Here is a 26973-nt window from a genome sequence, read left to right as displayed (position 1 = left end):
GTACACATGGGAGCTGCTTTCAAGTTATCCCACGAGCAATCTCCATCGGCTAAAGTGTTTCAGCTTACTTCTAGCGGTATCGCCTATGCATCTTTAAGTAAATTTGCTATGAAGATATTACAAAAGATAGTCATTGATGAAAATTTTATTGAAAGTAATGAAACTAAAAGTCCCTACAAAATAGAAAAAATATATGTATGTACTAAAAATAATTTTAGTTTGCTTCATGTAAAACAACTTGCCGATGGAGAGTTATCTATTATTTTTGATTTGTTTAGTAGTGACTACGGAAATAAAACTTTTGATAGAGAAAGAATCGAGTTAAACAAGGTTTCATAGAAGTAGCGAATTGTTAAAATTAACGCCGTGGTTTAGCGTTGCCAAAATATTCTGGAAACGCTAAAAGACTGTTTTTGAGACACAATCAGAAAAAGAATTCAAGGAAAATTAGGTTAGCTATATCTGAAAAGGATTGCTTTTCGATATCATTACATCAACGACATTTTCCCTCAGATAGATATGTTTGAAGAATTATTTACAACCTCTACCGAGACTAATCTTGACTTAGCGATCGCTCGTCGTCCCCGGAAGGGAGTCATTATTGGTGCAGGTCAGGTAGGAATGGCTTGCGCTTACTCAATCCTGATTCAAAACACCTTGGATGAAATGGTGATTGTTGATGTTAATCGAGAAAAGCTAGAAGGGGAAGTCATGGATTTAGTCCACGGACTACCCTTTGTCGAACCTAGCCTAGTACGAGCGGGAACCCTAGAAGATGGGGAAAATGCCGATATTGTAATTGTCACAGCAGGAGCAAAACAAAAGCCTGGAGAAAATCGGTTAAGTTTGGTGCAGCGCAACATCGAAATCTTTAAAAATTTGATTCCAGAAATCGTGAGATGTTCTCCAGGAGCGATTCTCTTAATTGTCTCGAATCCAGTAGATATCATGACCTATGTTTCCTGGAAGCTTTCTGGGTTGCCGAGTTCTAGTGTGATTGGTTCGGGCACGGTGTTAGATACAGCTCGTTTTCGCTATCTGTTAGCCCAAAAGTTACAAGTTGACCCGCGTAGTTTGCACGCATACATTATTGGGGAACATGGAGACAGTGAAGTTCCCGTTTGGAGCAAAGCCAATATTGCGGGAATGAATTTATTAGATGTTCATGACAATAATGATTTAACGAAAACTGCACAAATTGACGAGATTTTCCAACAGGTCAAGAACGCCGCCTATGAGATTATCCAACGCAAAGGAGCAACTTGCTACGCGATTGGTTTAGGGGTTACTCAGATTGTGCAAGCAATTTTACGCAATCAAAACCGAGTTTTGACTGTTAGTAGTTTGATAAATGGTCTTCACGGAATTAATGATGTTTGTCTGAGTTTGCCTGCGGTCGTAAATCGTCAGGGTGTTACCAGGGTTCTGAATTTCTCTTTGACCCCTACAGAGTCAGAACAATTGCAACGATCTAGTCAAATCCTGCGCCAAACGATTCAGCAAGTCAACCTTTAATCTCTCAGCTATCAGTTTAAGAGGATATTTGAAAAGTAGTATAGCCATCTTAAATCGAATGGCACTGACATAAGAGCCTTGAGATAAATCTCTCACCTTAAAGCTTTTAACCTGTTTTCACAGGTTGAAAGCTTTTGTTCTGGCAGTATTTTAGTCAGTTTTAATTGACCTTAGCTCTTAGCCCAAACTTTAGTTTAGGGTTTTAGTTCAGGGCTTAAGTCAGCGCCATTCATCTTAAATCATTCATGAAATCTTCCATCTCTCTTCTTTCCCTTCCTTAGCGCTATGCAGTGCGAAGGCGCGAGCTGAGCGCCATACAGCCCCACTACGAGATCGCCAACGCGATTAATTCTGACAACCCTTGAGGATTGCTCGATGAGCCTATCGTAGGGGCGGCTACCGCATAAGTCGCCCAAATGCAGAAAAGGCAGTACCGACTGGATGGTGCCATAACCGACTTCTCAGACATCCTCTGGGTGGGTAGAGTCACTTGAGAGAGCAAATGTGTTGAATGCAATGTGTTTAGGGAACTGCATTGCGTCTCCACTGGTTGAAGAGCGGCACTGCTATGGCTTAGTAAGTATATTTACTTAGCCGTTTGTTCGTGATGAGCAATTTTCCCTCCAACAACTTGCTAAAACTACCTCAACCCTAGATGAAACTTTCTGGGTACATATTCCATCTTTGGGATCAACTGAAGTATACACAAAGAAAGATGGGCATTTTGTCAAATTATTGTTATCTTTCGTAATAACAGGGAAATGGTTAGACGGTTCAGCGATGTTCAGCCCTTACCCTGTGAGTGCTTCAGCGATTGATAAACATACACTCTCTCTAAAGTCGGAGCTTACCATGAACCAACCTATCGAACTGTCTCTCGAACAACAATTCAGCATCCGTTCCTTTGAAAGCCAAGTGGAGAATATGAGCCGCGAACAAGCTCAGCACTTCTTGGTCAAACTCTATGAACAAATGGTGATGCGCGAAGCTACATACAAGCATCTTCTGAAGCACCAATGGGGCTTAGAGCCAAATCCTCAGGAATAGAGTATCCGTGTCGCAGTGGGCGACCTCCGTCTCTTGCTTTGTTCCTCAGGGGAAAGAAGCTGGGGGTGCTGGGGCGTCAACTTCAGTTTCAAGAACGTTGAGTTTTAGGAAATTGCTTACGGTTGGAAGCGTTGTCTATTTAAATATCCGAAGGACAAAGATAATATCTTGTAGTAAGGAAGCGTGTTTAAGTAGATGAACGTAGACCAAGATTTCTCGGTTGGCGTGTCAAGCTTGCTGAATTGGTACCGATTTTTCAGAGTTTTGACATGAAGTTGAATAGTTTATGACAAGTTTGGCAGTACTGGCATAAGCGAAATTGGTTTTTTGAGTTTAGGTTTTCGTACTACAAAAATTTTCATACTACAAAAATAAATGCGACAGCTTGATCGCTGTGCAGACATGAGCGAAAGCGAGAACCGCTAGCGAATAGACGCTTTGCAGGCACTCCTGCGGGCATAGGCGACGCGATCGCAATCAAGTGTAAAATTAAAAATAATCAAGCGCGAGTCTATTGGACTCTCCATGAACTCCTGACTCTCTTGCCCTAACTCAGCACCCAGACTAGCCTGAGATATCCGAAGAATAATCTCCGGTCTGAACAGATTCCAGCTTCATCAAAATCTTGGGCTTTAGCTTCTCAAACTCTTGCTTGAGCAGACTTTTACTCATTTGGGGCTGAGCCACTGAGGGTAAGGTTTGGCTTGTATTTGCCCACTCTTGCAACATTTGGCGTTGGACCGGGGCAATTGTGGAAATCATTACATTCGCGCACCGATGCGGTTCTTCTAAAGCAAAGAACAAAATCCGGTAAATCCCGTTTTCTCCCAGTTGTCGCACAATATCCTGACCCATAGAAGTTTTTAGATCCAGGTAGCAACTGAGCCAGCGAGGGCCTTGTTCGCGGTTGTGCAGGGCGGTAATCCACAGCAGCATAGGATGAGGAGACATCAAAAACAGAAACTGATTGTAGCGAGTGCTGATCAGGCGATTCTGAATTTCCGGTTTGTGAAGCATGACCCACAGGGTAGGTAAAACTTCGCGGCTAGTGCGAAGTAGATGGGGAAATACAATCTCTGCAATTGGTTTGTTTTTAGGCCAGGAAGTTAAGCGGCAGACTTCATCGGCTGTCGGGGCGTTCTTAGGTTTGGGATCGGCTACGACGGGCAGTTTAGATAAAACTTCTCCAATCCGCTGACCTAATTGCCGACCTTGACCAAAACGTTGCTCCAATGGCTCTAATGCTTGCAACACTTGAGCCGCATTTTGGGGGCGATCGCTAGGGACTTTTGCCAAACAGCTCATCACTAAGCTTTCTAGAGATTTTGGCAATTTTAGATCGGGATTAACCGAATCAAAAGTTCTTGGGGGGATAAAGTGATGAGCTTTATACCAGCCGCCAAACGAGTGAGTCTCTGCCATTAAGGGCATCTCAGCCGTCAACATCTCAAACATCATTACGCCCAGACTATAAATGTCAGAGCGTTTATCTAGTTCTCTGCCCTCCATTTGTTCTGGAGAACAATAAGCTAAAGTGCCCATAAACGAGTTAGTCTGAGCGATGTCGGACTGGAGCAGCTTGGCGATGCCAAAATCCAGAATCTTGACTAACTCACCTAAAGTCGTATCTTGAACGACTGTAATATTACTAGGCTTTATATCCCGATGAATAATCGGACAGACTTCACCATCTATGAGGATGCCCTGGTGAGCGCATTGTAGCCCTAAACAAATTTGGCGAGTGATATTCAAAAATCGGGGCAAGGACAGGGGCCGGTCTTTGAGAACCTCGCTCAGACTCTCCCCTTGGAGAAATTCCATGACGTAGAACGGGATTTCGTTCTCGTCCACGCCATAATCCCTGACTCGGACAATGTGAATACTTTTTTCTCCCAAAACAGCGCAGATGGTTGCTTCTCGCTCAAAGCGATCGCGCATTTTTTGGTTTAGTAGCGTCTGAGAGAGGAACTTAACCGCGACGGTGACACCTCCCAGTAACATATCCCTGGCTTGATACACTCGACCCATTGCGCCTTTGCCTACCAACCCTAAGAGTTGATAGCGATTGGCGAGTAAGCGATCGGTGTTGGGGTCTGTCATCATAATTTGGCTCCTAAAATCGGGAGCATTTGTAATATTTACCTATAGGGAACTATTAACTTTATCTCAAAGGATGAAGTCTTATGTCTTCAAGATGGAGTTTTAAGCCTTCAAGCGAAAACAGATATTGAGTTCCACGCAAGAAACCGGAAAGACCAGTAAACGTTCTTTCCTACTTCATACCTCTTACTTTATATTTCCCAAATTCCACTTCATATTTCACACTTTATACTTCTTACTGACCATCTAGAGCCTGAAGCTGAATTTCTAGAGCGATCAAGAATATGATTGTGGCTGACGCTCCATCGTTGCTTCCATCGTGCTAGTCAAATAATGACCCGCCATGATGCCACTAGAAAGGTAGTAGGTATTCTCATTGAGACGGTGCAAGGTATCGAAACCAGTGCGCCGCTGGCGATCGCCTAATACCCAGTAACGCTGAACGATCGAATCTGGAGTAACCCAGCCCTCGCCCTCAACACGACCTAAAAGATTGTGCTGTAGTACATAGGTATATTGGCGTTCCCCAGCATCAAATCGCCCACGATATTGTAAAGAAATTTCCTCGCGGGCGCTGCCTGGAAAGCTCAGCTTTGTCACCATTGTGAACCAGTTTTCTCGACCCCAGGCCACTAATGTTCTGCCACTCACGGTGATTGGCATCTCGTGACGCTCCAGCCAATTTCCTTGGAGCGTCCATCGTCCTGCCTCCATTAAAAAGGTGTGACCCACGGTTGTCACCTTGCTGCCTGCTTGAAACGCCGCCTTTAAACGATTCTTCCCTTCCAGGATGAATATTCAAGGCGACAAGTAAGTTTAGTATAACCGGAGTCTTGGGACGTAAAGTGGAATACGCTTGTGCGGCTTTATCCCAAAATCAAACTAAGGAATCTTTTATAATTCTAGTCCCTCGATCCCCAGGACAGTTTATCAATGTTATCTGTGATATCGAAAGATTTTCAGGTGAAATCCGGCCTTATATTCCGGCTCTTCTACTCCTAGACACCTCTGCACCTCGGTTCTTCGGTTCCGGAAGTATCGCGGGAACGAAAGATTGAGACTTTGAAGAGTCTGCAATCTTCAAAGCAGAATGAGTCCAAGCATCATTGGACAAAGGCCCTTCGGATACTTTAAATTCAAATGGATGAGGGGGGTCTTGAACAAGCGACAGGGAACCCCGATCGTGCGCTTTCACCAAGCTGACGACCCAAGGTAGAAAGTCTAAGATTTCCTCTGGTAGTACAGTTAACTCGAAGTACCAACCCTGATTAAGTCCTCGACATTCTCTTCCCCATTGTGCCGTTGTAACTCTACCAGCGCTCTTATTAATCGCCACTCGTAGAAGAAATGGGCGTTGAGGAATTAACTTGTCTGGTGCAGTGTATGCGTAAATACTTATATAGTTCACTTGGCTCCGATTGTCTATCCAAGATGCAATCGGAAAATTACTACTATAGGAACTTCCAGTAACTCTCACTGGCACATTCATAGCAGTAGCAAAGAGAGAATAAAACTCACGCCTTAGGTCAGCGATAATACGTATTGCTTCTGGGGTCATGCTTGCTAAAATTTGTAGAGAAAAATACAAGAAATGGCTCTATTTCAAAACTTGTGATGGTGATGCCTTTAAATTTTGCTTTAAAGCCTCACCAGCTTTTGAAATAGAGCCTAAGCAAAGATCGCTTGATAGCAAGCTGTTAAACGCTCTTGAGGCTGCGTTGTGCTGAAGAATGTTACAGATGAAGTTATTAATCTGTCTTAAACTCGATTTTCGGACGGTAAGACTTAATAACGGAAACGCTTCTTACGCCTTCTCGCGATCGCTTTGCGCTTACGTTTTTCCAAAGGAGTCTCAAAGTGACGTTGCCGTCTTATATCTGGAAAAATCCCTGCTTTAGAGACTTGACGCTTAAATCGGCGCAGGGCTGACTCAATGCCTTCATTTTCGCCTACAACTACTTGGGTCATCCGGTGTCCTCCTAAACTATTTGATTAATTGCATTAGTAGCGTCGATAGCCGCCGCCACCGCCGCCGCCGCCACCGCCACCGCCTCTATTGTTGCCGCCCCAGCCACCACCAGGACGACCTCCGCCTCCTTTATCCTCACGAGGCTTGGCTTTGTTCACTTTTAGCTCTCGCCCCATCCACTCAGCGCCGTTGAGAGCTTCAATGGCGGCAGTTTCTTCAGTTTCTGTATCCATTTCCACAAAAGCAAAACCACGCATCCGACCTGTCTCGCGATCGGTTGGCAACTGAACCCGCTTAACGGTTCCATACTCAGCAAAAACATTGCTGAGGTCGTCTTGCGTAACTTCGTAGGATAGGTTGCCTACATAGATTGACATGGAATGTCTCCAGAATCAAAAAAGTGGTGTAGAGAGTTAGATCCGGAGAAACTGCCTGTCAGTAGAAATAACAAACACTACAGCCGAATATAAGTCTATGTTTAAGGATTTTAACACACCATTTAGTCCCTGACTCTGAAGCCGATCGTAGATGCCATGTTGTGCTGACCAGTCAAAACAATTCTATTTTGGCTGCTGCGATACCAGTAAAGGGGCGGCTTGTAGCAACGTCTGGGTGTAAGGGTGCTGGGGATTCGTAAAAATCTCGTGGGTTGAGCCGAGTTCGACAATACGACCGGCATTCATAACTGCAATGCGATCGCACAAAAATCTTGCCACAGAGAGGTCGTGAGTAATAAACAAATACGTTAAATCGAATTCCCGCTTTAACTCTAACATCAACTCCAGTACTTGTGTCTGGACGCTAGCATCTAGCATACTCACCGGCTCATCGCAGATTAGCAGTTTGGGTCGAGTAATCAAAGCACGAGCGATCGCGACCCGTTGCTGCTGTCCCCCCGACAAATCCGAGGGATACCGCTGATAATACTCGCTTGTAGGCGTTAAGCCCACTCGCTCTAGCATCTGCATTACCTGCACTTTCGCCTCATCGGGGCTAGCCAGTTTGTGGATAAACAGGGGATCGGCAATACTTTCACCAACTGTCATCAGCGGATTGAGACAAGCATGGGGATCTTGAAACACCATTTGCATTTGCCGTCGCGATGCCCTCACGGCTTTAGTAGACATCTGAGCTAAATCCTGTCCCAGAAACTCAACGCTTCCTTTCGTTGGGCGAATTAACTGCAAGATCGTCCGGGACAAGGTACTCTTCCCGCATCCAGATTCTCCCACTAAGCCTAAAATTTCCCCTGGATAAAGTTCCAAGTTGATATCATCTACCGCTTTAATAACGGGGACATTTTTGGAAAGAAACTGTCCGATAAAATTGCTCTCTAAGGTGTAGTACTGCTGCAAATTTTTGATTCGCAGAAGGGGAGTTGGTAATGAATGATTGCTCTTCGGCTCCTCAACTTCCGTGTCATATTTCCTGATGTGAAAAGCCGCGTCCAAAAGCGATCGCGTATATTCGTGTTGCGGTTGCCGAAAGATAGACTGGGGTGAGCCAGTTTCTACCATCTTCCCGGCATACATCACTGCAATGCGATCGCAATACTCTCCCACCATTGCCAAATCGTGAGAAATCAGCAACAATGCCATCTCTCGTTCCCGGCACAGTCGCGTCAATTCTTGTAAAATCTGGGCTGCTACGGTTACGTCCAAACTGGTCGTAGGTTCATCTGCCACAATTAGCTTTGGGTTGAGAAGCAAAGCCAGTGCGATCGCGACTCGTTGCCGCATTCCTCCACTAAACTCGTGAGGATACTGCGACCATCGACTTGCCGGGATCTTCACCGCATCCAAGGTTTCGAGTACCTTTTCCTTCATCTGCTGCCGTGACAGATGAGGTTGATGACTCTGAAGCGTTTCCAGACAGTGCTTCCCAATCGTCATCAGGGGATCGAGGCGCGTCATCGGATCTTGAAACACCAGCGCCACCGCTTCCCCCCGAAACCGCCGTAACTGTGCCGGAGTCAGATCGAACACGGAATTCCCAGCAAACGTCACCCGCCCCTCAACGCGAGACGAAGCTGGTAACAAGCGCATCGCCGCCCTTCCCAGAGTTGATTTACCGCAGCCCGATTCTCCCACTAATCCCAGTTTCTCTCCAGGTTCTAAAGTGAAAGAGACATCATCCACTGCCCAAGAAGGCATAGCAGTAGATCGACGGCTGGGATAAGCAACCCGCAGATTTTCTACACAAAACAGGCTCTCAGTCATTCGGTAACGGGGAATAAGGAATGGGTGATGAACAATTAGTAATCCAACAAGGTCGCAATTTCCGCTATTTTGTGACGCCTACTTGCCGCATCAGATAGGCGACACCAAAATCTCCATTCGGATGTTTTGCTAACTGTTCCGCCAGCTCAAACACACGCGCTGCCAATTCGGGACCGAGTTTTTCCATTGTGGCTTCACGTTCTTTCTCGGATTGTTGCTGTTTTTCCACCTTGATCTGCCATTCACTGGAAAACAGCTGCTCAATCGTGGTGTGCAACCCTAATTGAGATAGTACCTCCCACTCCCCGCGATCGCACCAAATCCCATTACAATTCAGGCAACGCTCTACATAAAACGGCGTTTTCAGCCTTACCTTGGCGCGAGATAAATAACGACCGCACTCCGGACACAGTGCTGCTTTGGTATCAAAGGGAGACTGCACAAAATCCACATTTAGGATTTGAGCGATAGATTCTGGATCTGCGGGCGTCAGTTCCGGCTGCTGTGCTTGCCACGCTTCGTATTCCCCAGAGGGAATCCAGGTTCCCTTGCAATCGGTGCAGTGTTTTACCGCTAAATTTCCTGCTAGGGTGCCATCGAGTAGGGATACACTCTTACATTTTGGACAGTTCACCAGTTTTTCTTCCTCTCCCATCTGAATTTTTTATTAATTTACTCTGTTTTTTCGGACATCTTGCACTTGCACCGGACAGGGACTTCTACGATCCCTTGCTGTTAAAGCGGGCGGGTTTATCAAGGCATCTGCGAGATACCAGAGAAAGCCGGTGAAATCCGCCCCTATATTTCTCCCTGGCTTTCCCGATCTCCGTCTGCTTGCAGGAGGGCTTGACAGTAGCCAATCAGGGTTGATAAGCGATCGCTTATCGCCGCTTGTCGAGGATTAGCGGTTGCCGAACGGCGAGACGCCTGCAAAAATGTCATATCCATCTCTAAAAGTCGCAGCGCTCGATAGATTTCCGTCTGGAAAGACCTCCACCGAGGCTCAATCTCTGGGTCTAATTCATCACCCGTCAAACTGGTAATTTGCTGTGCAAAAACTTGTTTGACGTGTTGAAATTTTTCACCGATCCCTTCTTGTTCTTGATTAGCGGCTGTCATTGTATGCAGCAGCTGTTCTAGAGCTGTCAAAAGTTCCTGATAACGTTGTTGGTAAGACTGAGGCAACATTGGCACGTTGTTCCGCTAGAATCAATGTAAAGAATTTTGTCTATTCAACAAGGCAATTGCTAAGCACCAGCTAACTGGTGTAGGCTTGCAATCTTCAAGCAAGCTTTAGGTAAGGGCAAGAGCGATACGTCGCACCGGAAGCGCGACGCGCAGTAAGCGTAGGCATTAGCCAAGCGGTATCTTGGTGGATCGCTCTATTTCTGACAATATTCTTACCCTCGACCCTTGACAATTGAAAATCCAAAATTCAGCGAACCTAGGGACTCTTCAATGCAGACCCTAGGAGATGCCCTTTTAGCCTCTAGACAAAATCATTTTCCACGTCAGCACAACTCCTCGCTATTTTTACTCTTTATGCTCGACCTGCTCAACACTATGAACTCACAAGCTCCAACTTCTACAATTAGTTGTGTCATTCCTGACTGGCTACAGGAATGTTTGATTGCGCGTCATGAGGACAATCAAACCACCAAACAGCCCACAACGCCCGAAGGTGGAAGTGTCAAAGTTTTCCCAACGCCTGCGGACGCTGATTTAATCTGTCGCGCCTTTGAATTTGCTTATCAGTTACACGAAGGTCAGACTCGTAAATCAGGGGAAGCTTACATCTGTCACCCGGTCGCCGTTGCTGGTCTTTTGCGAGACCTAGGCGGTGGCGCTGCCATGATTGCGGCTGGCTTTCTGCACGATGTGGTAGAAGATACGCCCGTCACCCTCGACGAAATCGAACAGCGCTTTGGCTCAGAAGTGCGGCTGCTGGTAGACGGTGTCACCAAACTTTCTAAATTTTCAGAAACCTTTTCCAGCAAGACCGAACGCCAAGCTGAGAACTTCCGTCGAATGTTTCTGGCAATGGCTCAAGATATTCGGGTAATTGTGGTGAAGCTAGCCGACCGGCTGCATAATATGCGGACGCTAGAACACCTGCCTGATGCCAAACGGCGGCGAATTGCCCAGGAAACGCGAGAAATCTTCGCACCGCTGGCAAATCGCTTGGGGATCGGACGATTTAAGTGGGAACTGGAAGATCTGACGTTTAAGTATCTCGAACCCGAAGCCTACCGGCAAATACAAGAGTTGGTGGCAGAAAAACGGGCAGACAGAGAGATTCGATTGGCGAACGTCAAAGAAATTCTGCGGCAGGGACTCGCCTCATCTAGTATTACCTGCCTTGACATCAGCGGGCGTCCCAAGCATTTGTATGGGATTTACCAGAAGATGCAGCGGCAACAGAAGGAATTTCACGAAATCTACGATTTAGCAGCAATTCGGATGATTGTCCAGACAAATGAAGAATGCTACCGCGCCTTAGCTGTCGTTCACGATGCCTTCCGACCGATCCCCGGTCGGTTTAAAGACTACATTGGTTTACCTAAGCCCAACCGCTATCAGTCTCTGCATACGGTAGTCCTCGGAATTACGGGTCGTCCCTTAGAGGTGCAAATTCGGACTTTGGAAATGCATCACATTGCCGAGTATGGGATTGCGGCTCATTGGAAATATAAGGAAACGGGAAGTTCCAACCGTACCCAAATGACCGCAACCGATGAGAAGTTTACCTGGCTGCGGCAGCTCTTGGAATGGCAAAGCGATCTCAAGGATGCTCAGGAATACCTGGAAAACGTCAAAGACAACTTATTTGACGATGATGTTTATGTGTTTACGCCCCAAGGGGATGTGGTACCTCTAACTGGGGGTAGCACTCCCGTCGATTTCGCTTACCGGATTCATACAGAAGTGGGGAATCACTGTGCAGGGGCGCGGGTCAACGGACGGATGGTGACGCTGGACACGCTGCTGAGGAATGGAGACATTGTTGAAATTATCACTCAGAAAAATAGCCGTCCCAGTTTAGATTGGCTGAATTTTGTGGTGACAACCGGGGCGAAGAACCGGATTCGTCAATGGTACAAGCGATCGCATCGGGATGAAAATATTACTCGCGGTCGAGAACTCCTAGAAAAAGAATTGGGCAAAAGTGGCTTTGAATCTCTGCTGAAGTCAACCCCCATGCAGTCGGTCGCCGAACGATGTAATTACCACAGCGTCGATGATTTATTGGCTGCTCTGGGTTACGGGGAAGTCACTCTCAACCTGGTAGTCAATCGCATTCGAGAAGCCGTGAAAGCAACTCAAACGATTGCGACTGCCCCCGACCCAATAAAAGATTTTGCAGCGGCTGTTGCACTTCCAACCTCGAAAAGCCCCATCCCAGCTCCCAGCACCAAAACGCCTATCGCTGGTGTGGAAGGGTTACTGTATCATCGTGCTGGATGTTGCGGGCCGCTCCCCGGTGAAGCGATTATTGGTGCAGTCACACGCGATCGCGGAATTTCCATTCACCGCCAAGGGTGCAATAATGTGGCGAATGTCCTAGGCGATCGCTTAGTGCCCGTTAGCTGGAACCCCACTGACTCAAGCGGACGTCCTCAAACCTATCAAGTTAGCATTCAAATTGAAGTGCTTGACCGCGTCGGAGTCTTTAACGATATCCTGTCCCGTTTAAGCGATGACAATATTAATGTGCGGGGTGCAGGCGTGAAAACATCCGACGGGCGACCGGCAATCATCGACCTATGCATTGATATCCGCGATCTCCAACAACTGGAGCGGTGTTTCACCCAAATTCGCCAAATCAGCGACGTTCTCAATTTACGTCGCTTCGGTCAAGGATGTGAATAGAGATACTGCGGTGATTCGTCATTCGCCACTGGTAATAGACTCATACAGTGGGCGAATGACAACGACTCACCGCTGATCACAACGGACTAATGACTAATGACTAATGACATAAAACGCTCTGCCTGTCTCATCTTTAATCCAGTTGCCGGTCAAAGCGATCCCGATCAAGATTTGGCAAAAATCCGGGCACTTTTAGAGCCGGAAATTGACCTAGATATTTATCTGACAACGCCTGAAATTGACGCTGCTCAACTGGCAAGAGAAGCAGTGGAACGCGGTGCCAGTACCATCATTGCCTCTGGTGGTGACGGTACCCTCTCAGCCGCCGCCGATGCCTTGGTGGGGACGAACATTCCAATGGGCGTGATTTCAAGAGGAACCGCAAATGCCCTGGCGTCTGCTTTAGGGCTACCGGATACGATAGAGGCCGCCTGCGAGACAATTTTGGGGGGTATAACGCGGGTCGTGGATGCCGCCTACTGCAACGGCAAACCGATGATATTACTCGCGGGGATTGGTTTTGAGGCAGAAGCCGTCGAACGGGCGGACAGAGAGACGAAGAACCGCTTGGGGATGATGGCATACATCCTGGCAGGAATTCAACAGTTGCGGCAGTTCAACACGTTTGAGGTTGAGATTGAGACGGAAGACAAAATCGTGAAACTAACCGCTGCTGCTGTAACGATTGCCAATGCTGCACCCCCCACATCCATTTTGGCTCAAGGTCCAGCGGGCATTCTTTTTGATGATGGGTTGCTCGATTTAACCGTCGTGGCACCGAGTAATGTTGCCGGAGCGATCGCTGCCTCCTATCATTTACTTCAAACTGCCCTAAGCGGCAGTGCCACAGAACGAGATGACATCGGCTATCTGCGAGCCAGACGGATTCAGGTACGAACCAATCCACTGCAAAAAGTTGTCGTAGATGGGGAAATTATCGGCACCACTCCGATTGATGTCGAGTGCATTCCTGGCGGCCTAACGCTCTTAGTCCCCCTTCTCGAAGAATTGCCAGTTACAGAAAAACTTGAAGGTTTACCCAGTGTAATCATCGAATCCAAGCAGGACTTAATTCCGCCTGAAGAGGTTGATTAGTCTGTCATTCGTCACGATAGCGGTTCTCGCTTTGTTGCAATATATCCTCGTAACCTCACCCTAAAGCCCTCATCGAAAAGCAGTGAAGGGTTTGGGGTGGGGTTAAACTCTTAAGAGCTTTGAGGAGCATGGGTTTGAGGAACGAAACTCATCATTGACAAGGGTTTGATGTTAACGAAACGTGCTCTACCTATCCTCCAAATCATTAACTTTGTCTGTTAGGGCAGTCATAACCAACCAAAGACTCGTAACTAAACGCTAAAAACGACTCACAAGTGAGCGATCGCCTAGCGCCAACGAATATGCTTTCTTAAATGTAAGAGCAGCTTATATTGGACACAGGTTGAAGTGGGAGTTATCTGCCCGGAAAGTTAACCTGGAAGCCGAACAACCGCTCGCAAAAGCCAGACAGACCTTCAGGGGATGAAAGCCCGCAAACATCAAAGGAAGAGTTTCTGGGGCTGTATCGGCTCTAGTTCATATTGATGATGAAAATCCTCCGTCCTATCCTGCGATCGCTATCCAGACACCTTAGCAAGCCGCCTCTAAGGTATTTGCTGTTTCAGCAACCAAAAAAAAATCCAAGCCTTCTGCCTCAAGGGGAGAGCGAATATTCTTCTTTTGAGCGGCAACCATTCTTTCCGCTAAACAGCGACGCAGCCAGCCTTGACGCTGAAGCAAATCGGCTCAAAGCACTTTATCGCTATGAAATTCTCGATACTCCGGCAGAACAAGCATTTGACGATCTGACTGCACTGGCTTCCCACATTTGTAACACTCCCATTGCCCTCATCAGCCTGGTTGATGGCAATCGCCAGTGGTTTAAGTCAAAAATTGGTCTGAAAGCAACAGAAACAGCAAAGTATTTAGCGTTCTGCGCTCACACAATTTTAAAATCAGATGAATTATTAATTGTACGCAATACGTTAGTTGATGAACGCTTTGCCAGAAATCCTCTGGTGACATCTGACCCTTATATCCGGTTTTATGCCGGAGTTCCCTTGGTAACGCCCGATGGCTTTGTTTTGGGCACCTTATGCGTAATTGACCAGATTCCTCGAAAGCTAATGAGCCAACAAATTGAAGCGCTCAAAGCGTTGGCGCGGCAAGCGATCGCTCAGATGGAACTCCGAATTCATCTCAATCAATTAGAACGCACCGTTTCTCAGCATCAACAGGTAGTGGAAGCGTTAGGAGAAAGCGATAAAAAATATCGCTCTGTCGTTGATAACGTCAAAGAAGTAATTTTTCAAACAGACGTCTCAGGTTTGTGGACATTCCTGAATCCGGCTTGGACAGAAATCACCAAATTCTCGATTGCCCAAAGTCTTGGCACTCATGTTCTAAACTACGTTCATCCTGAAGATCGCCAACGCAATATAAAACTGTTTCAAGCTCTGATTCAATGCCAAACAAAATTTTACCGACAGGAGATCCGCATCCTAACCGCTGATGGCAGCTTTTGCTGGCTTGACGTTTATGCCTGCGCGACATTGGATGTTAGCGGAAGTATCGTGGGTATTTCCGGCACCTTAAATGACATTACGGATCGCAAGCAAACTGAAGAGGCACTCCAAAAGACAACCAGCTTGCAGCGGGCAATTTTGGATAGTGCCAACTACACGATCGTTTCTACAACACCAGATGGCACAATTTGCACCTTTAATGCCGCCGCCGAGAGATATTTAGGATACGCTGCTGCTGAAGTCGTGGGCAAAACAACACCCCTGCGATTTCACGATTCACGCGAAGTATTCCGGCGTGCCCAAGAATTGTCACAGGAGTTGGGAATCCCCATCGATCCAAGGTTTGAGGTTTTTGTTGCCAAGGCGCGTCGTGGAGAAGTGGACGAGCGCGAATGGACGTTTATCCGCAAAGATGGTAGTCGTTTTCCCGTGCTGGTGTCGATGACGGCGTTACGGGATACGGAGGGCAACATTACTGGGTTTCTCGGAATTGGCAGCGACATCACACAGCGCCAGCAAGCGGAACACGAACTGCGAGAGAGCGAGGCAGGGTTACGAGCGCTGTATGAAGTGACGGCAGCTCAAGGCGGAAAAGGAACGCCGCTACACTTCGACCAACGCATCCAGCGGATGCTGAAAATGGGATGCTGGCGATTTGGCTTAGAAATCGGGACGCTAGCGAAGATTGAAGGGGATAAATATTACCTGATTGCTGCCCAGGTGCCCGAAAACTCACCCATTCATCTTGCCAAAGGAAATCTTTTCGATGTTAAGCAGACTTATTGCGGTGAAGCACTGCGCTGCGACGAACCGATTTGCTTTGAGTCCGTTGAGCGATCGCAATGGTACCAGTATCCGGCAAATACCCCTTTCAAAATAGAGGCCTATATTGGTACCAGGGTAGTGGTAGGCGGGATTGTTTACGGTACCCTCAGTTTCTCCAGTTTAAAGGTGCGATCGCAACCATTCACGGTGGTAGACAAAGAGCTAGTGAAGCTCATGGCACAGTGGGTAGGAGGTGAAGTTGAGCGGGCAAAAGCCCAAGAAGCCCTACAACAGCAAGTTACCAGGACTTTGCTGCTTAAACGGATTACCCAGGAGATTCGCGCCAAGCTAGAAACACAAGAAATTTTTCAAACGACTTGTAAGTTATTGGGCGAAACATTCGCCGTGAATCGCTGTTTAATTTACTCATACATCGCCACCCCTAAACCACAAATTCCCCTAGTGGCGGAGTATTTGGAGCCTGGGTATGATTCGATAATGGATGTACAAATCCCCGTTGTTGGCAATCCCCATGCCGAACAAACAATTGCTCAAGATCGCGCGATCGCTTCCTCAAATGTCTATGCCGATCCGCTGCTCAAAGCAACTGTTTCTCTGTGTCAGCAAATTCAACTCAAATCGATGCTGGCGATTCGCACTTCCTATCAAGGAGAAACTAACGGTGTGATTGGCTTGCATCAATGTAACACCTTCCGTGAGTGGACTAAGGAGGAAATTGAATTACTCGAAGCAGTGGCAGATCAAGTCGGTATTGCTCTGGCTCAAGCTTGCCTATTAGAGCAAGAAACCCGCCAACGCGAACAATTAGCTCAGCAAAATGTTGCCTTAGAAAAAGCAAAACAAGAGGCAGAAGCAGCTAACCGTGCTAAGAGTGAATTTTTAGCTACCATGAGCCACGAAATCCGCACTCCCATGAATGCGGTAATTGGCATGACTGGGTTACTACTAGATACCGAACTCAAGCCACAACAGCGAGACTTTGTAGAAACCATTCGCAACAGCGGCGATGGCTTACTCACAATTATTAATGACATCCTTGACTTCTCTAAAATTGAGTCCGGTAAACTGGAACTGGAACAGCAACCTTTCAATCTGCGAGATTGTATCGAAGAATCGCTTGATTTGCTAGCTCACAAAGCAGCAGAAAAAAACTTGGAATTAGCGTATTTGATAGATCCTTCTGTACCGAAAATGATTGTGGGGGATGTGACGCGACTCCGCCAAATTCTGGTGAATCTAATTGCGAATGCTGTTAAATTCACACCCCAAGGGGAAGTTGTGATTTCGGTAAAAGCTCGTCAACTGGGAGAACGAGGCAGAGGGACAGGGGGGCTGGGGAGCTGGGGAGCGAATTTAGAACAAGAAATTGCTCATCTTACAGATGAGACGAACCAACCAATTTCTGTTGAAGAACTAGAAGAAAAAACTGCAATTCAGCATCGAAAACCCAAAATAAAAAATTTCAAATATGCGATTCGTTTTGCCGTTAAAGATACCGGGATTGGAATTCCTTCTGACCGTATAGACCGTCTATTTAAACCCTTCAGCCAGGTTGATTCCTCTACGACTCGCAACTATGGCGGTACGGGGTTGGGATTAGCGATTAGCCGACAATTAACAGAAATGATGGGCGGTAGAATTTGGGTGGAAAGTGAAGGGGGTCAGGGTTCCACATTTTATTTCGCTGTTGTCGCCACCTCCGTTCCCACTTCAACGCTTGCTGACAGCAGTGACTCCCAACAACTGTTAGCTGGAAAACGGTTGTTAATTGTGGATGATAACGCAACCAATCGGCAAATTTTGACTTTGCAGGCGATCGCGTGGGGAATGATCTCCCGCGCCGCCACCTCTGGGGAAGAAGCCCTGAACTGGCTGAGCAATCAGGAGACCTTTGATATTGCGATTCTGGATATGCAAATGCCGCAGATGGATGGCTTGAATTTAGCCGCAGAAATTCGCAAACTACCCAATACTCGGACGTTGCCATTGGTGATGTTAACTTCTCTAGGCAAGTCGGAGATAGAGCTACAAGCACAGCAAGCAAATTTTGCCGCCTTCCTGAATAAACCGATTAAACAATCTCAGCTCTACAATGTCTTGAGCGGTCTGCTTGGCGAACCCGCTGCGCTGCCAAGTCCGCGTCCCCATCCCGAACCGATTGACCCAAATCTAGCGCAACGGCTACCGCTGCGAATTCTGTTAGCCGAAGACAATGTCGTCAACCAAAAGGTGGCGCTGCATCTATTGGGGCGTCTGGGATATCGAGCGGATATCGCCAGCAACGGTTTGGAAGTGCTGCAAGCGCTGCAACGCCAGCCCTATGATGTGGTTCTGATGGATGTGCAAATGCCAGAAATGGACGGATTGAGCGCTACGCGACGGATCTGTGAGGAATGGCCCTACGAGCAACGTCCCTGGATTATTGCCATGACGGCGAATGCGATGCAGAGCGATCGCGAGGAGTGTTTGAGTGCGGGGATGGATAATTATGTCAGCAAGCCGATTCAGATGGAGGCGCTGCTGAAGGCACTCGCTGCTTTGCAGCCGCTTCCCCGCCTCCCCATGTCTACCTCTGCCGTTGATTTCCAGGCAATCCAAGCGCTTTGCGATATGTTTGGAGAGAATGCTTCATCCGTTCTGGTGGAAGTCATTGATAGCTTTTTGGAAGATACCCCCCAAATATTGCAAGTCATTCGGAATGCAGTAGATGCTGGAGATGCCGTGGCGCTGCGACAGGCGACTCACACGCTTAAGTCAACCAGTGCGACGCTGGGTGCTATGACCCTATCCAATTTGTGTAAGCAACTCGAAGCGATCGCGAAAGACGATACTCTAGCAGGGGCACCGGAAATCGCATCGCAGATGGAGGCGGAGTATGAGCGCGTGCGCTGTGCGTTGCAAGATTTCCATCTTTGATCGAGATTGAAACCTCCGTCCGGAGTACATCCTATACCAATTTACGGATAGGTCTAATAAAAATGCTTTCCCTTCCCCAAGAACCCTCTATCGTCCTCGTGGTAGACGACGACAGAATCATGCGTCAGCTACTGTGTCAAGCAATGCAACAGGAAGGATACCAGGTTGTTGAAGCGAGCAATGGAGAGGAGTGCTTGAGTGCTTATGTTCGCTTTCAGCCGCATATTGTCTTGCTCGATGCCATGATGCCGGTAATGGATGGCTTCACTTGCTGCTCCAGGCTACAAGAGATCCCTTCATGCGATCGCACTCCCGTATTGATGATTACAGGTCTTGACGACAAAGAATCCGTTGACCGAGCTTTTGAAGTCGGAGCCATTGATTTCGTTACCAAACCTATTCACTGGCCCGTACTGCGTCAGCGGGTGAGGCGTTTAATCCAACAATTTCAACTTTATCAACAACTGGAGGTGGCAAACCGAGACTTGCAGCGACTTGCGACCTTCGACAGTCTGACGGGGCTGGCAAACCGCCGTCGATTTGATGAGTATCTTGGTCAAGAGTGGCGGCGAATGTTGCGCGAACAACTGCCCCTGTCTCTCATCTTCTGCGATATCGATTTTTTCAAAACCTACAACGATACTTACGGGCATCAAGCTGGAGATATTTGTTTACAAACTGTTGCTAGTGCCCTGTTTCGGGTGGTCAAGCGCTCGACAGATTTAGTCGCACGCTATGGCGGCGAAGAATTTGCAGTGATTTTGCCTAATACCTCTGCTGCGGGTGGGTTGCAAGTCGCAACGGAAATTCGACAGGCTGTGAAATCTTTAGAAATTGTTCATACCAAGTCTGCTGTTAGCCAGTATGTAACGCTGAGTTTGGGTGTCGCTGGCGCGATTCCTTTGCATGACGCCTCGCCAGAAGCGTTACTTAAGGAAGCTGATGAGGCGTTGTATCGGGCAAAAGCAGGGGGACGCGATCGCGTATGCTCCTAGACGCAGCTTCTGGCGATGATGCATCGGTGGATACAATCAGCCACGCAGATATAAAGGGCGATTTTAAAGTGCGATCGCTTAATCAAGTTAATATGCACAAATCATCTGAAAAAATTAAAACTGCAAAATCAAATTAGTAATTTTTAATTTTTCATTTCTACAAGAGGTGAGCAGTGAAAAGTCGTAGAGCATTCGTGTCTCTCCTGCTGTTGGTGGCTCTCTTAAGCATCGGTACAGACTCAGTGGCAAAACCTTTGCAGGTTCGACTCAACCGACGGTTAGAAGTCGTTTCCTATGCAGGTAAAGTCACCTATAAACTTAGAGACGCTGCTGGGTCGGTTAGGGTCGGCTTGCGCCTTGAGGATGTGGGGGATACTATCACAACAGGCGACGAGTCTAAAGCCGTCCTAGCCGTCGATACCGGCATTGGCTTCGTGAATGTCTCAGAAAATACCACTCTGCAAGTACAACAATTGCAGACAATGCCTGATGGGGGTAAAATTACGCGGCTTCAAGTCACGGGGGGGCAAGCTCGCCTGGAGGTACGACCGTTTACGAATCCTAATTCGCGCTTTGAAATTGAAACACCTGCCGGTTTGAGTGGCGTTCGCGGGACGCAATTTGGTGTGAGCGTCAAACCCAATGGCAAGACGAGCGTTGCCACCCTGGAAGGGAGCGTGGTCGAGGAAGCTCAGGGGCAAGCCGTAGAAGTCAATGCTGGGTTTCGGACTTTAGTGATTCCTGGCGAACCCCCTTCCCAGCCAATTCCTTTAAAAGAAGAGGGTGAATTAGAGATCCGAGTTCTGGCGGCGATAGAGGGCGATCGCGTACGCATTCGCGGTCTAATCGATCCGTTCAATCTGTTGATCGTGGCGTCTACTTTACAGAATGTGGAGCGCACGGGTGAATTTGATATTACAGTACCACTGCCTAAGCAACGGAAAATTCAAGCGGTTGTGGTAACTCCTTTGGGACAACGGCAGGCGTATGAACTGCTGGTTCCGTGAGGTTGCTCGTTAGACTTGCTCAGTGCATTTTATCTGCAACCCTTCTCCCTAAAATCGCCTCGCTTTTGCCAACGCATTTTATGTTCGCAAAAGCGAATTACGCGATCGCTTAAACCTTTCGACAATAATAGAATTTAGAACCTTGGGGCATCTCAACTGACTTTTTTGGATGACCGGGGAGTGTCGTTTTGATTTAAACCCCCGGTAGATTGAGACTCTTTAAAACACCCCTCTTAAACAACAAACTCAAATGCGCTTTGATTGCCCAGCTTCCTGGCATGATTTCCAGGATGAAGCCTTCGTGCTTACGTTCCAGCAACCCCAATCGCATCTAGAACGTCGCCAACTAGAGAAAGCGCTGCGTCAAAAGGTAGGGAAATTGAAGCAATGTTTTAGCACCCTCTTCCAACCTGCCTCGATGTACTTCATCCCAGTGCAGGTGGGTACAAATCAACCGCAAGTTTGGAATGCAGGCACACTCGCAGCCGAAGGCAGGAAAAATAAAGCATTCTTCACGGATGCCAACAAAGCGTGCGGGCTGTGTTGGGACAACTTTTTAAAAGTTTTTGCCGATTTATTTACGGGCGCGATCGCTTTATGACGGACATGACTCCTGCTCACCAGGCAGAGGAACGCTATGTCCTAGCCGTTAATGCCGGTCAAGTAGGACTTTGGGACTGGGATCTCCAAACTGGTGAAATGTATCTCACCGCTAGCTGGAAAGCGATGCTGGGCTATCGCGAAGACGAAATTGACAACCGTATAGAGGCTTGGCTCCATCTGGTACATCCGGAGCAGCGGGAATGGGTGATGACGGCTGCAAGTATTTATCTCGAAGGGTTGACACCCCAGTATGAAATCGAACATCGGATGATCCACAAGAATGGCAATATCCGGTGGTTTCTCTGTCGGGGGATTGCATTTCGAGATGAGCAAGGCATACCTTATCGTATGGCAGGGTCAATCACTGATATCACCGAGCGCAAGCGAACCGAGGAAGCCCTTCAGGAAAGTGAGTATCGGTATTACACCTTAGCTAAAATGTCGCCGGTAGGGATTTTCCACACAGATGTAGAAGGGAACTGTTTGTATGTCAACGAGCGCTGGCGCGAACTGGCAGGATTGACCCTGGCGGAAGCACTCGGAGAAGGTTGGACGAGAGCGCTGCATCCCGACGATCGCGATCGCGTCATCAGCGAATGGAAGCAGGCGATAATAGAAAACCGGCGGTTTGCCTCAGAGTATCGGTTTGGGCGTGCGGATGGAGTCGTCACCTGGGTGTTTGGTCAGGCGGTGGCGGAACAAGGAGTAGCCGGTACGACAGTTGGTTTTATTGGCACGCTCACCGATATCACCGAACGCAAGCAGGCGGAGGAGGCACTGCGACTGCAAGTTCTCAGGGAGCAACTGATAGGGGCGATGCTAGAGCGCATCCGTCAGTCTCTCAATCTCAGCGAGATTCTGAACACGACGGTGGCAGAAGTGCGGCAATTTCTAGCGTGCGACCGGGTGATTATTTATCGTTTCGAGGCAGGCTGGCGCGGGGTTGTGGCGGTGGAGTCTGTAGACCCCAATTGGACTTCGATGCTGGGAACTCCCGTCTACGATCCCTGTTTTAAGGAAAAGTACGCCCAGCTGTATCAGCAGAGTCGGGTTCAAGCAATCGCAGATATTTACAACTCAGGACTGGGTCAGTGTCATATCGATGTGCTGGAGCAGTTTCAGGTTAAAGCGAACTTAGTCGTTCCGATTCTGCAAGGGCAACAGTTGTGGGGGTTGCTGATTGCTCATCATTGTTCGCAACCCCGACATTGGCAACCGTGGGAAATCGATCTCCTCTCTTCTTTGGCGATGCAGGTGGGTATTGCGATTCAACAAGGGCAACTCTATGAACAATTGGAGGCAGCTAACCAAAAGTTGCAGCGCCTTGCGACTTTGGACGGTCTGACGGGTCTGCCGAACCGACGCCGGTTTGATGAGTACCTAGATCAGGAGTGGCGGCGTCTGAGACGAGAAAAAGTCCCCCTGTCTCTGATCTTGTGCGATATTGACTTTTTCAAACTCTACAATGACACCTATGGTCATCAAGCCGGGGATACTTGTTTAATTACCGTCGCCAGTGCGATCGCTCAAGCTGTCAAGCGACCAGCAGATTTAGTCGCTCGATACGGGGGCGAAGAATTTGCCGTAATTTTGCCCAACACTACACAAAATGGGGCATTGCAAGTGGCAGAAGAGATTCGAGTGGCAGTGCAAGACTTAAAGATTGTCCATACCCATTCTTTAGTTAGTCAGTATGTGACGCTGAGTTTGGGCGTTGCGACTACGGTTCCCGACTGCGATACTTCACCAGAAATATTGTTAAAGACAGCGGATGAGGCCCTTTATCAGGCAAAAGCTCTGGGACGCGATCGCGTTAGCCGATGCTGCTCTTAGCATTTGCTCCCGTCGCGTAAGCGCTTATTGCCTCCAAGCTTCCGATACCAAGGCTCTAGATGCGAGCAGTCGCGTGATTCAGAAGCCATGTCTCCACAGCCTTGACAAGCTGCGTTTCCACCTATCTAATGGCTAAACGCTAATCCTACTCTTTAAATAAGTAAAAGATTTGTAGTTTTAATTACATTATTCTTAACAATTCGCTACTTTCCCATTGAATATGCCATTCTAAAAGAATAAGAACTATTAACTAGAGCAATAATAACTGTAGAAAAATTACATGGCTCCAACTTTATATTCTCTTTAAGAAACTACCTGTAATTCTACATAGCTTGCTGTCTAGGGGACTAGGAATCGGAGATTGAGTCAAAATTAAAAATTACCTAAATACGGGGTGTTTTCTGTGTCGTGCCTGTAATCGCCAGTCTCTGCAAGTATGCCAGTTTTTTTTTCAGCAGTTTGCTTAATTTTCCCAATCTGGATAATCAATAATGGTACAGATGAAGCGGGAGTTTAGAAATGGGCTGTAATTACTCATCGAGTGAGCACAATGCTTCCCCTGACGAAACTCCCAATCGCCAGTTTGAGCAGGCTTTCATTAATTTAGAACGTCATAAACTCGAAGAAGAACTATGCAGAACGAAGGCTGAACTAGAGCGATATCGCACTCTGTACGAACAGACTCCGTGTATCTACTTAACGGTAGATTTAGCAGGAGTGTTTCTTTCGATCAATCAGTTTGGAGTAGCTCATCTAAATTACACAGTTGATGAATTAATCCAAAGACCGCTTTTGTGCCTTGTTCATCCTGAAGATCGGGAAAGCTTGCAAGCAGAATTCACTGCTTTTAGACAAAATCTTACTCAGATTAGAAGTTGGAAATTCCGCTTAGTCCGCAAAGATGGCAGCATCCTCTGGGTAAAAGCAAGAGCGAAAGCTGTTTCAGAACCGACGAGCGATCGCCTTATACAAACATCTAACAGAAATAGCATTATTCTCCTCGTTTGCGAAGACATCGCCGAGTGTGTTGGGGAAGCTCTTGTGACTGCCCAAGCAGAAGAGGCGCTGATGGTAACAAGAGAGCGATTGCAACATTTACTCACCTCTAGCCCATCTGTCATTTATAGTTGCAAGCCTTCCGAGGCTTTCCATATCACCTTCATCAGCGAGAACATCACCGCCCAACTCGGCTACGAAGTGAAGGACTTTATCGAGGATTCTAGCTTCTGGGTTAACCATATTCACCCAGATGATGCGCCACACATCTTTGCTGGAGTGTCACGGCTGTTTGAGGAGGGGCAGCATACTCACGAATACCGTTTCCTACACAAAGATGGCACCTATCGCTGGATGCACGATGAGCTAAAGCTAATCAAAGACGCTCGCGGACAGGTAATAGAGATTATCGGTTCTTGGCTGGATATTACCAGCCGCAAGCAAGCGGAGGAAGAAAAGCAAAAATTTGTTTCGCTTGTTGAGAATAGCAATGACTTCGTTGCCATTTCTTCTCTGGAAGGAAAAATAATTTTCGTCAATGAATCAGGGCGGAAACTCGTTGGTTTGGACAGCCTTGAAGAAGCAATTTCCAAAGATATTTCCGACTACCTTTCAGAGCAGGGGTGGTTACAGTTCTATGAAATCATTCTGCCAACGATGATGGCGGAGGGTTGGTGCGAAAAAGAGAGTCAACTTCGACATTTTAAGACCGGCAAACTGATTGATGTGCAGACAAGTTGTTCTGTTGTGAAACACCCGCAAAGCGGCGAATCTATTTGTTTGGCTACTGTTCAACGCGACATAACCGAACGCAAAGCTGTTGAGGCAACACTCAGAAAGCTTTCAAGCGCCGTTGAGCAAACAGCGGACAATGTAATTATTACCAATAAAGATGGCATTATTGAATATGTCAATTCAGCTTTTGAGCAACTGACAGGCTACACAAGGAAAGAAGTAATTGGCAAAACTCCCCGAATCCTCAAGTCGGGTAATCATGAGCCAGTATTTTATGAAAAACTATGGGAAATAATTCTCTCTGGTAAAGTTTTTCGTTCAGTGTTTATTAACTCGAAGAAAAACGGAGAGCTGTTTTATGAGGAAAAAACGATTACACCTATTAGAGATGCCCAAGGAAACATCACGCACTTTGTCTCTACAGGTAAAGATATCACCGAACGCAAGCAAGTAGAAGAAAAACTCATCCGCATCGGCAAAGCGGTTGAAAGTGCTAGCGATGCAATTGGTATGGCAGATTTAGCTGGCTTTTCTATTTATCACAATCAGGCTTTTCTCGATCTATTTGAATATACCACCGATGAATTGAATGCAGTGGGGGGACCACGAGTTCTCTATACAGATTCAAATGTAGCACGGGAAGTGTTTGAAACAATTGGTAGTGGCAATTCTTGGAGCGGTGAAGTGGAGATGCGATCGCGTAAAGGTAACACCATGTTGGTTTTGCTGCGTGCTGATGCTATCAAAGATGATAAAAACCAGCTTGTAGCTCTGATTGGTGTTCATACTGATATTACCAAGCGCAAGCTAGCAGAACAGCAACTCAAGGCATCGCTCAAAGAAAAAGAGGTACTTCTAAAGGAGGTTCACCATCGAGTTAAAAACAATTTACAGGTAATTTCTAGTTTACTGAATATTCAGTCCAGATATATAGAAGATAAGCAAACTATCAGTATTTTTAAAGAAAGCCAGAACCGAATTCAATCAATGGCGCTTATTCACGAAAAACTGTACCAATCCAAGGATTTGATCAAAGTTGACTTTGCTCAATATATTCGTAATTTAGCAATGAATTTATTTCATTGTTACAACGTCAGCTCAGATTTAATTAGTTTAAATATAAATGTCAATAATGTTTCTCTTAAGTAGCTAGGATGATTTAAACCTAAAACGCTCTAACGTATATCCCCCTTGTTCACTCCGTGATTCCATGCCGTCCATTACAGCCAGGGCTAAATCATATTCATTGTCGAACATTCGTCCTGAAATTTCATGGGCTTTGAGTTGATGCCACTGTCCTTCGATGGGGTTCATCTGGGAGCAGTAGGCAGGCAAAAAGAAAATGAATAATCCTTGCGCTTGCCACCGTGCCCACTGCTCACGAACCACTTTACTAGTGTGAATCGATCCATTGTCTTGAACAATAACAGTGAGTCGTCCCGTTTGTTTGAGTGTTTGGGCCGCCGTCGCAGCGACCCAATCGATCACACTAATGTAGCTTGCACTCTTAAATCCTCCTTGCACTAGCGCATACTCGAAGCGTTCATCCGGTTGCCAAAGACCCAAAATGCTAATTCGACTTCCGTAGCGTTGCTGGGTCTGCTCCAGGCATTTCTGTCTCCCGATGCGACTGTAGCTGTAGCCCACTGGACTCCATAGGCAAAAGCCCGACTCATCCAGATACTTCAGCTCGATGTGTTGGTCTTGCGCGGCTTGCTGCAACAGTTCTAAGTCTGCTTGCTTTAATTGCTTCTTACGCAAGTCCTGCTTGTTTCGCTGGCTATGACGGGTGCGTTTCCAGCAAAAGCCCTTTTTTTCATC

20 protein-coding genes are annotated in these 26973 nt (G+C 47.1%); 11 read left to right on the top strand and 9 right to left on the bottom strand.

Annotated features, from left to right (window positions below):
• From H6F50_RS23005 to H6F50_RS22995, 3 genes are all read left to right on the top strand, one after another.
• Window positions 1-339, top strand: a 339-nt coding sequence (locus H6F50_RS23005; RefSeq protein ID WP_190430486.1) for a hypothetical protein, incomplete at its 5' end; no start/stop codon positions are given.
• 180 nt (window positions 340-519) lie between these two features.
• Window positions 520-1515: an L-lactate dehydrogenase gene (locus H6F50_RS23000; protein WP_190430485.1), complete on the top strand. Its 996-nt coding sequence runs from the start codon at window positions 520-522 to the stop codon at window positions 1513-1515.
• Between the two features lie 852 nt (window positions 1516-2367).
• Window positions 2368-2562 carry an NblA/ycf18 family protein gene (locus tag H6F50_RS22995; protein WP_190412666.1) on the top strand — a complete coding sequence of 65 codons (195 nt, stop codon included), beginning with the start codon at window positions 2368-2370 and terminating at the stop codon, window positions 2560-2562.
• Between the two features lie 564 nt (window positions 2563-3126).
• On the opposite strand, the gene H6F50_RS22990 is transcribed toward H6F50_RS22995, so the two are convergent.
• The 8 genes from H6F50_RS22990 to patD all read right to left on the bottom strand — a co-directional run bounded on the left by H6F50_RS22990 (window position 3127) and on the right by patD (window position 10038).
• On the bottom strand, window positions 3127-4665 hold the full coding sequence (locus H6F50_RS22990) for a serine/threonine-protein kinase (protein WP_190412665.1): 1539 nt from the start codon (window positions 4663-4665) through the stop codon (window positions 3127-3129).
• A 273-nt stretch (window positions 4666-4938) separates the two neighbouring features.
• Window positions 4939-5394 carry a hypothetical protein gene (locus H6F50_RS22985; RefSeq protein ID WP_190412887.1) on the bottom strand — a complete coding sequence of 152 codons (456 nt, stop codon included), beginning with the start codon at window positions 5392-5394 and terminating at the stop codon, window positions 4939-4941.
• Between the two features lie 244 nt (window positions 5395-5638).
• A complete protein-coding gene (locus H6F50_RS22980) occupies window positions 5639-6151 on the bottom strand; it encodes a hypothetical protein (RefSeq protein ID WP_199292328.1) in 513 nt (170 codons plus the stop codon).
• 296 nt (window positions 6152-6447) lie between these two features.
• Window positions 6448-6630 carry a 30S ribosomal protein S21 gene (gene rpsU, locus H6F50_RS22975; protein WP_190412664.1) on the bottom strand — a complete coding sequence of 61 codons (183 nt, stop codon included), beginning with the start codon at window positions 6628-6630 and terminating at the stop codon, window positions 6448-6450.
• Between the two features lie 33 nt (window positions 6631-6663).
• On the bottom strand, window positions 6664-7008 hold the full coding sequence (locus H6F50_RS22970; protein ID WP_190430484.1) for an RNA-binding protein: 345 nt from the start codon (window positions 7006-7008) through the stop codon (window positions 6664-6666).
• Window positions 7009-7191: 183 nt separating this feature from the next.
• The gene (locus H6F50_RS22965; protein WP_190430483.1) at window positions 7192-8850 is read right to left on the bottom strand and encodes an ABC transporter ATP-binding protein; all 1659 of its coding nucleotides are present in this window, start codon (window positions 8848-8850) and stop codon (window positions 7192-7194) included.
• A 64-nt stretch (window positions 8851-8914) separates the two neighbouring features.
• Complete coding sequence (locus H6F50_RS22960) at window positions 8915-9484, bottom strand: zf-TFIIB domain-containing protein (RefSeq protein ID WP_190430482.1); 570 nt, start codon at window positions 9482-9484, stop codon at window positions 8915-8917.
• A 164-nt stretch (window positions 9485-9648) separates the two neighbouring features.
• Window positions 9649-10038, bottom strand: a complete 390-nt coding sequence (gene patD, locus H6F50_RS22955; RefSeq protein ID WP_190412660.1) for a heterocyst frequency control protein PatD — start codon at window positions 10036-10038, stop codon at window positions 9649-9651.
• Between the two features lie 375 nt (window positions 10039-10413).
• On the opposite strand from patD, the gene H6F50_RS22950 reads away from it, so the two are divergent.
• The 8 genes from H6F50_RS22950 to H6F50_RS22915 all read left to right on the top strand — a co-directional run bounded on the left by H6F50_RS22950 (window position 10414) and on the right by H6F50_RS22915 (window position 26301).
• The gene (locus H6F50_RS22950; RefSeq protein ID WP_190430481.1) at window positions 10414-12720 is read left to right on the top strand and encodes a bifunctional (p)ppGpp synthetase/guanosine-3',5'-bis(diphosphate) 3'-pyrophosphohydrolase; all 2307 of its coding nucleotides are present in this window, start codon (window positions 10414-10416) and stop codon (window positions 12718-12720) included.
• 108 nt (window positions 12721-12828) lie between these two features.
• On the top strand, window positions 12829-13815 hold the full coding sequence (locus H6F50_RS22945; protein ID WP_190412886.1) for a YegS/Rv2252/BmrU family lipid kinase: 987 nt from the start codon (window positions 12829-12831) through the stop codon (window positions 13813-13815).
• A gap of 485 nt (window positions 13816-14300) precedes the next feature.
• The gene (locus H6F50_RS22940; RefSeq protein WP_190430480.1) at window positions 14301-18983 is read left to right on the top strand and encodes a response regulator; all 4683 of its coding nucleotides are present in this window, start codon (window positions 14301-14303) and stop codon (window positions 18981-18983) included.
• A 62-nt stretch (window positions 18984-19045) separates the two neighbouring features.
• Window positions 19046-19978, top strand: coding sequence for a PleD family two-component system response regulator (locus H6F50_RS22935; RefSeq protein ID WP_190430479.1), 933 nt, complete (start codon window positions 19046-19048; stop codon window positions 19976-19978).
• 173 nt (window positions 19979-20151) lie between these two features.
• The gene (locus H6F50_RS22930) at window positions 20152-20985 is read left to right on the top strand and encodes a FecR family protein (RefSeq protein WP_199292325.1); all 834 of its coding nucleotides are present in this window, start codon (window positions 20152-20154) and stop codon (window positions 20983-20985) included.
• A gap of 250 nt (window positions 20986-21235) precedes the next feature.
• Window positions 21236-21586 carry a hypothetical protein gene (locus tag H6F50_RS22925; RefSeq protein WP_190430478.1) on the top strand — a complete coding sequence of 117 codons (351 nt, stop codon included), beginning with the start codon at window positions 21236-21238 and terminating at the stop codon, window positions 21584-21586.
• Window positions 21526-23421: a diguanylate cyclase gene (locus H6F50_RS22920; protein ID WP_190430477.1), complete on the top strand. Its 1896-nt coding sequence runs from the start codon at window positions 21526-21528 to the stop codon at window positions 23419-23421. Before H6F50_RS22925 ends, H6F50_RS22920 begins: the two co-directional genes overlap by 61 nt.
• A 519-nt stretch (window positions 23422-23940) precedes the next feature.
• Window positions 23941-26301: a PAS domain S-box protein gene (locus H6F50_RS22915; protein WP_190430476.1), complete on the top strand. Its 2361-nt coding sequence runs from the start codon at window positions 23941-23943 to the stop codon at window positions 26299-26301.
• On the opposite strand, the gene H6F50_RS22910 is transcribed toward H6F50_RS22915, so the two are convergent.
• Window positions 26302-26973, bottom strand: a 672-nt coding sequence (locus H6F50_RS22910; protein ID WP_190430475.1) for a transposase, incomplete at its 5' end; no start/stop codon positions are given. It abuts the gene before it with no gap.

The organism is Coleofasciculus sp. FACHB-712, assembly GCF_014695635.1.
Taxonomy (GTDB): Bacteria; Cyanobacteriota; Cyanobacteriia; order Cyanobacteriales; family FACHB-T130; genus FACHB-T130.
The sequence above is the reverse complement of the archived record's forward strand: the minus strand, read 5'-3'. Positions and strand labels throughout refer to the sequence as shown.

Excerpts from the sequence above, each read along its gene's own strand:
- H6F50_RS23000 (WP_190430485.1), top strand. The coding sequence starts at position 520 with ATGTTTGAAGAATTATTTACAACCTCTACCGAGACTAATCTTGACTTA.
- H6F50_RS22995 (WP_190412666.1), top strand. The coding sequence starts at position 2,368 with ATGAACCAACCTATCGAACTGTCTCTCGAACAACAATTCAGCATCCGT.
- H6F50_RS22990 (WP_190412665.1), bottom strand. The coding sequence starts at position 4,665 with ATGATGACAGACCCCAACACCGATCGCTTACTCGCCAATCGCTATCAA.
- H6F50_RS22980 (WP_199292328.1), bottom strand. The coding sequence starts at position 6,151 with ATGAATGTGCCAGTGAGAGTTACTGGAAGTTCCTATAGTAGTAATTTT.
- rpsU (WP_190412664.1), bottom strand. The coding sequence starts at position 6,630 with ATGACCCAAGTAGTTGTAGGCGAAAATGAAGGCATTGAGTCAGCCCTG.
- H6F50_RS22970 (WP_190430484.1), bottom strand. The coding sequence starts at position 7,008 with ATGTCAATCTATGTAGGCAACCTATCCTACGAAGTTACGCAAGACGAC.
- H6F50_RS22965 (WP_190430483.1), bottom strand. The coding sequence starts at position 8,850 with ATGACTGAGAGCCTGTTTTGTGTAGAAAATCTGCGGGTTGCTTATCCC.
- patD (WP_190412660.1), bottom strand. The coding sequence starts at position 10,038 with ATGTTGCCTCAGTCTTACCAACAACGTTATCAGGAACTTTTGACAGCT.
- H6F50_RS22950 (WP_190430481.1), top strand. The coding sequence starts at position 10,414 with ATGAACTCACAAGCTCCAACTTCTACAATTAGTTGTGTCATTCCTGAC.
- H6F50_RS22940 (WP_190430480.1), top strand. The coding sequence starts at position 14,301 with ATGATGAAAATCCTCCGTCCTATCCTGCGATCGCTATCCAGACACCTT.
- H6F50_RS22935 (WP_190430479.1), top strand. The coding sequence starts at position 19,046 with ATGCTTTCCCTTCCCCAAGAACCCTCTATCGTCCTCGTGGTAGACGAC.
- H6F50_RS22925 (WP_190430478.1), top strand. The coding sequence starts at position 21,236 with ATGCGCTTTGATTGCCCAGCTTCCTGGCATGATTTCCAGGATGAAGCC.
- H6F50_RS22915 (WP_190430476.1), top strand. The coding sequence starts at position 23,941 with ATGGGCTGTAATTACTCATCGAGTGAGCACAATGCTTCCCCTGACGAA.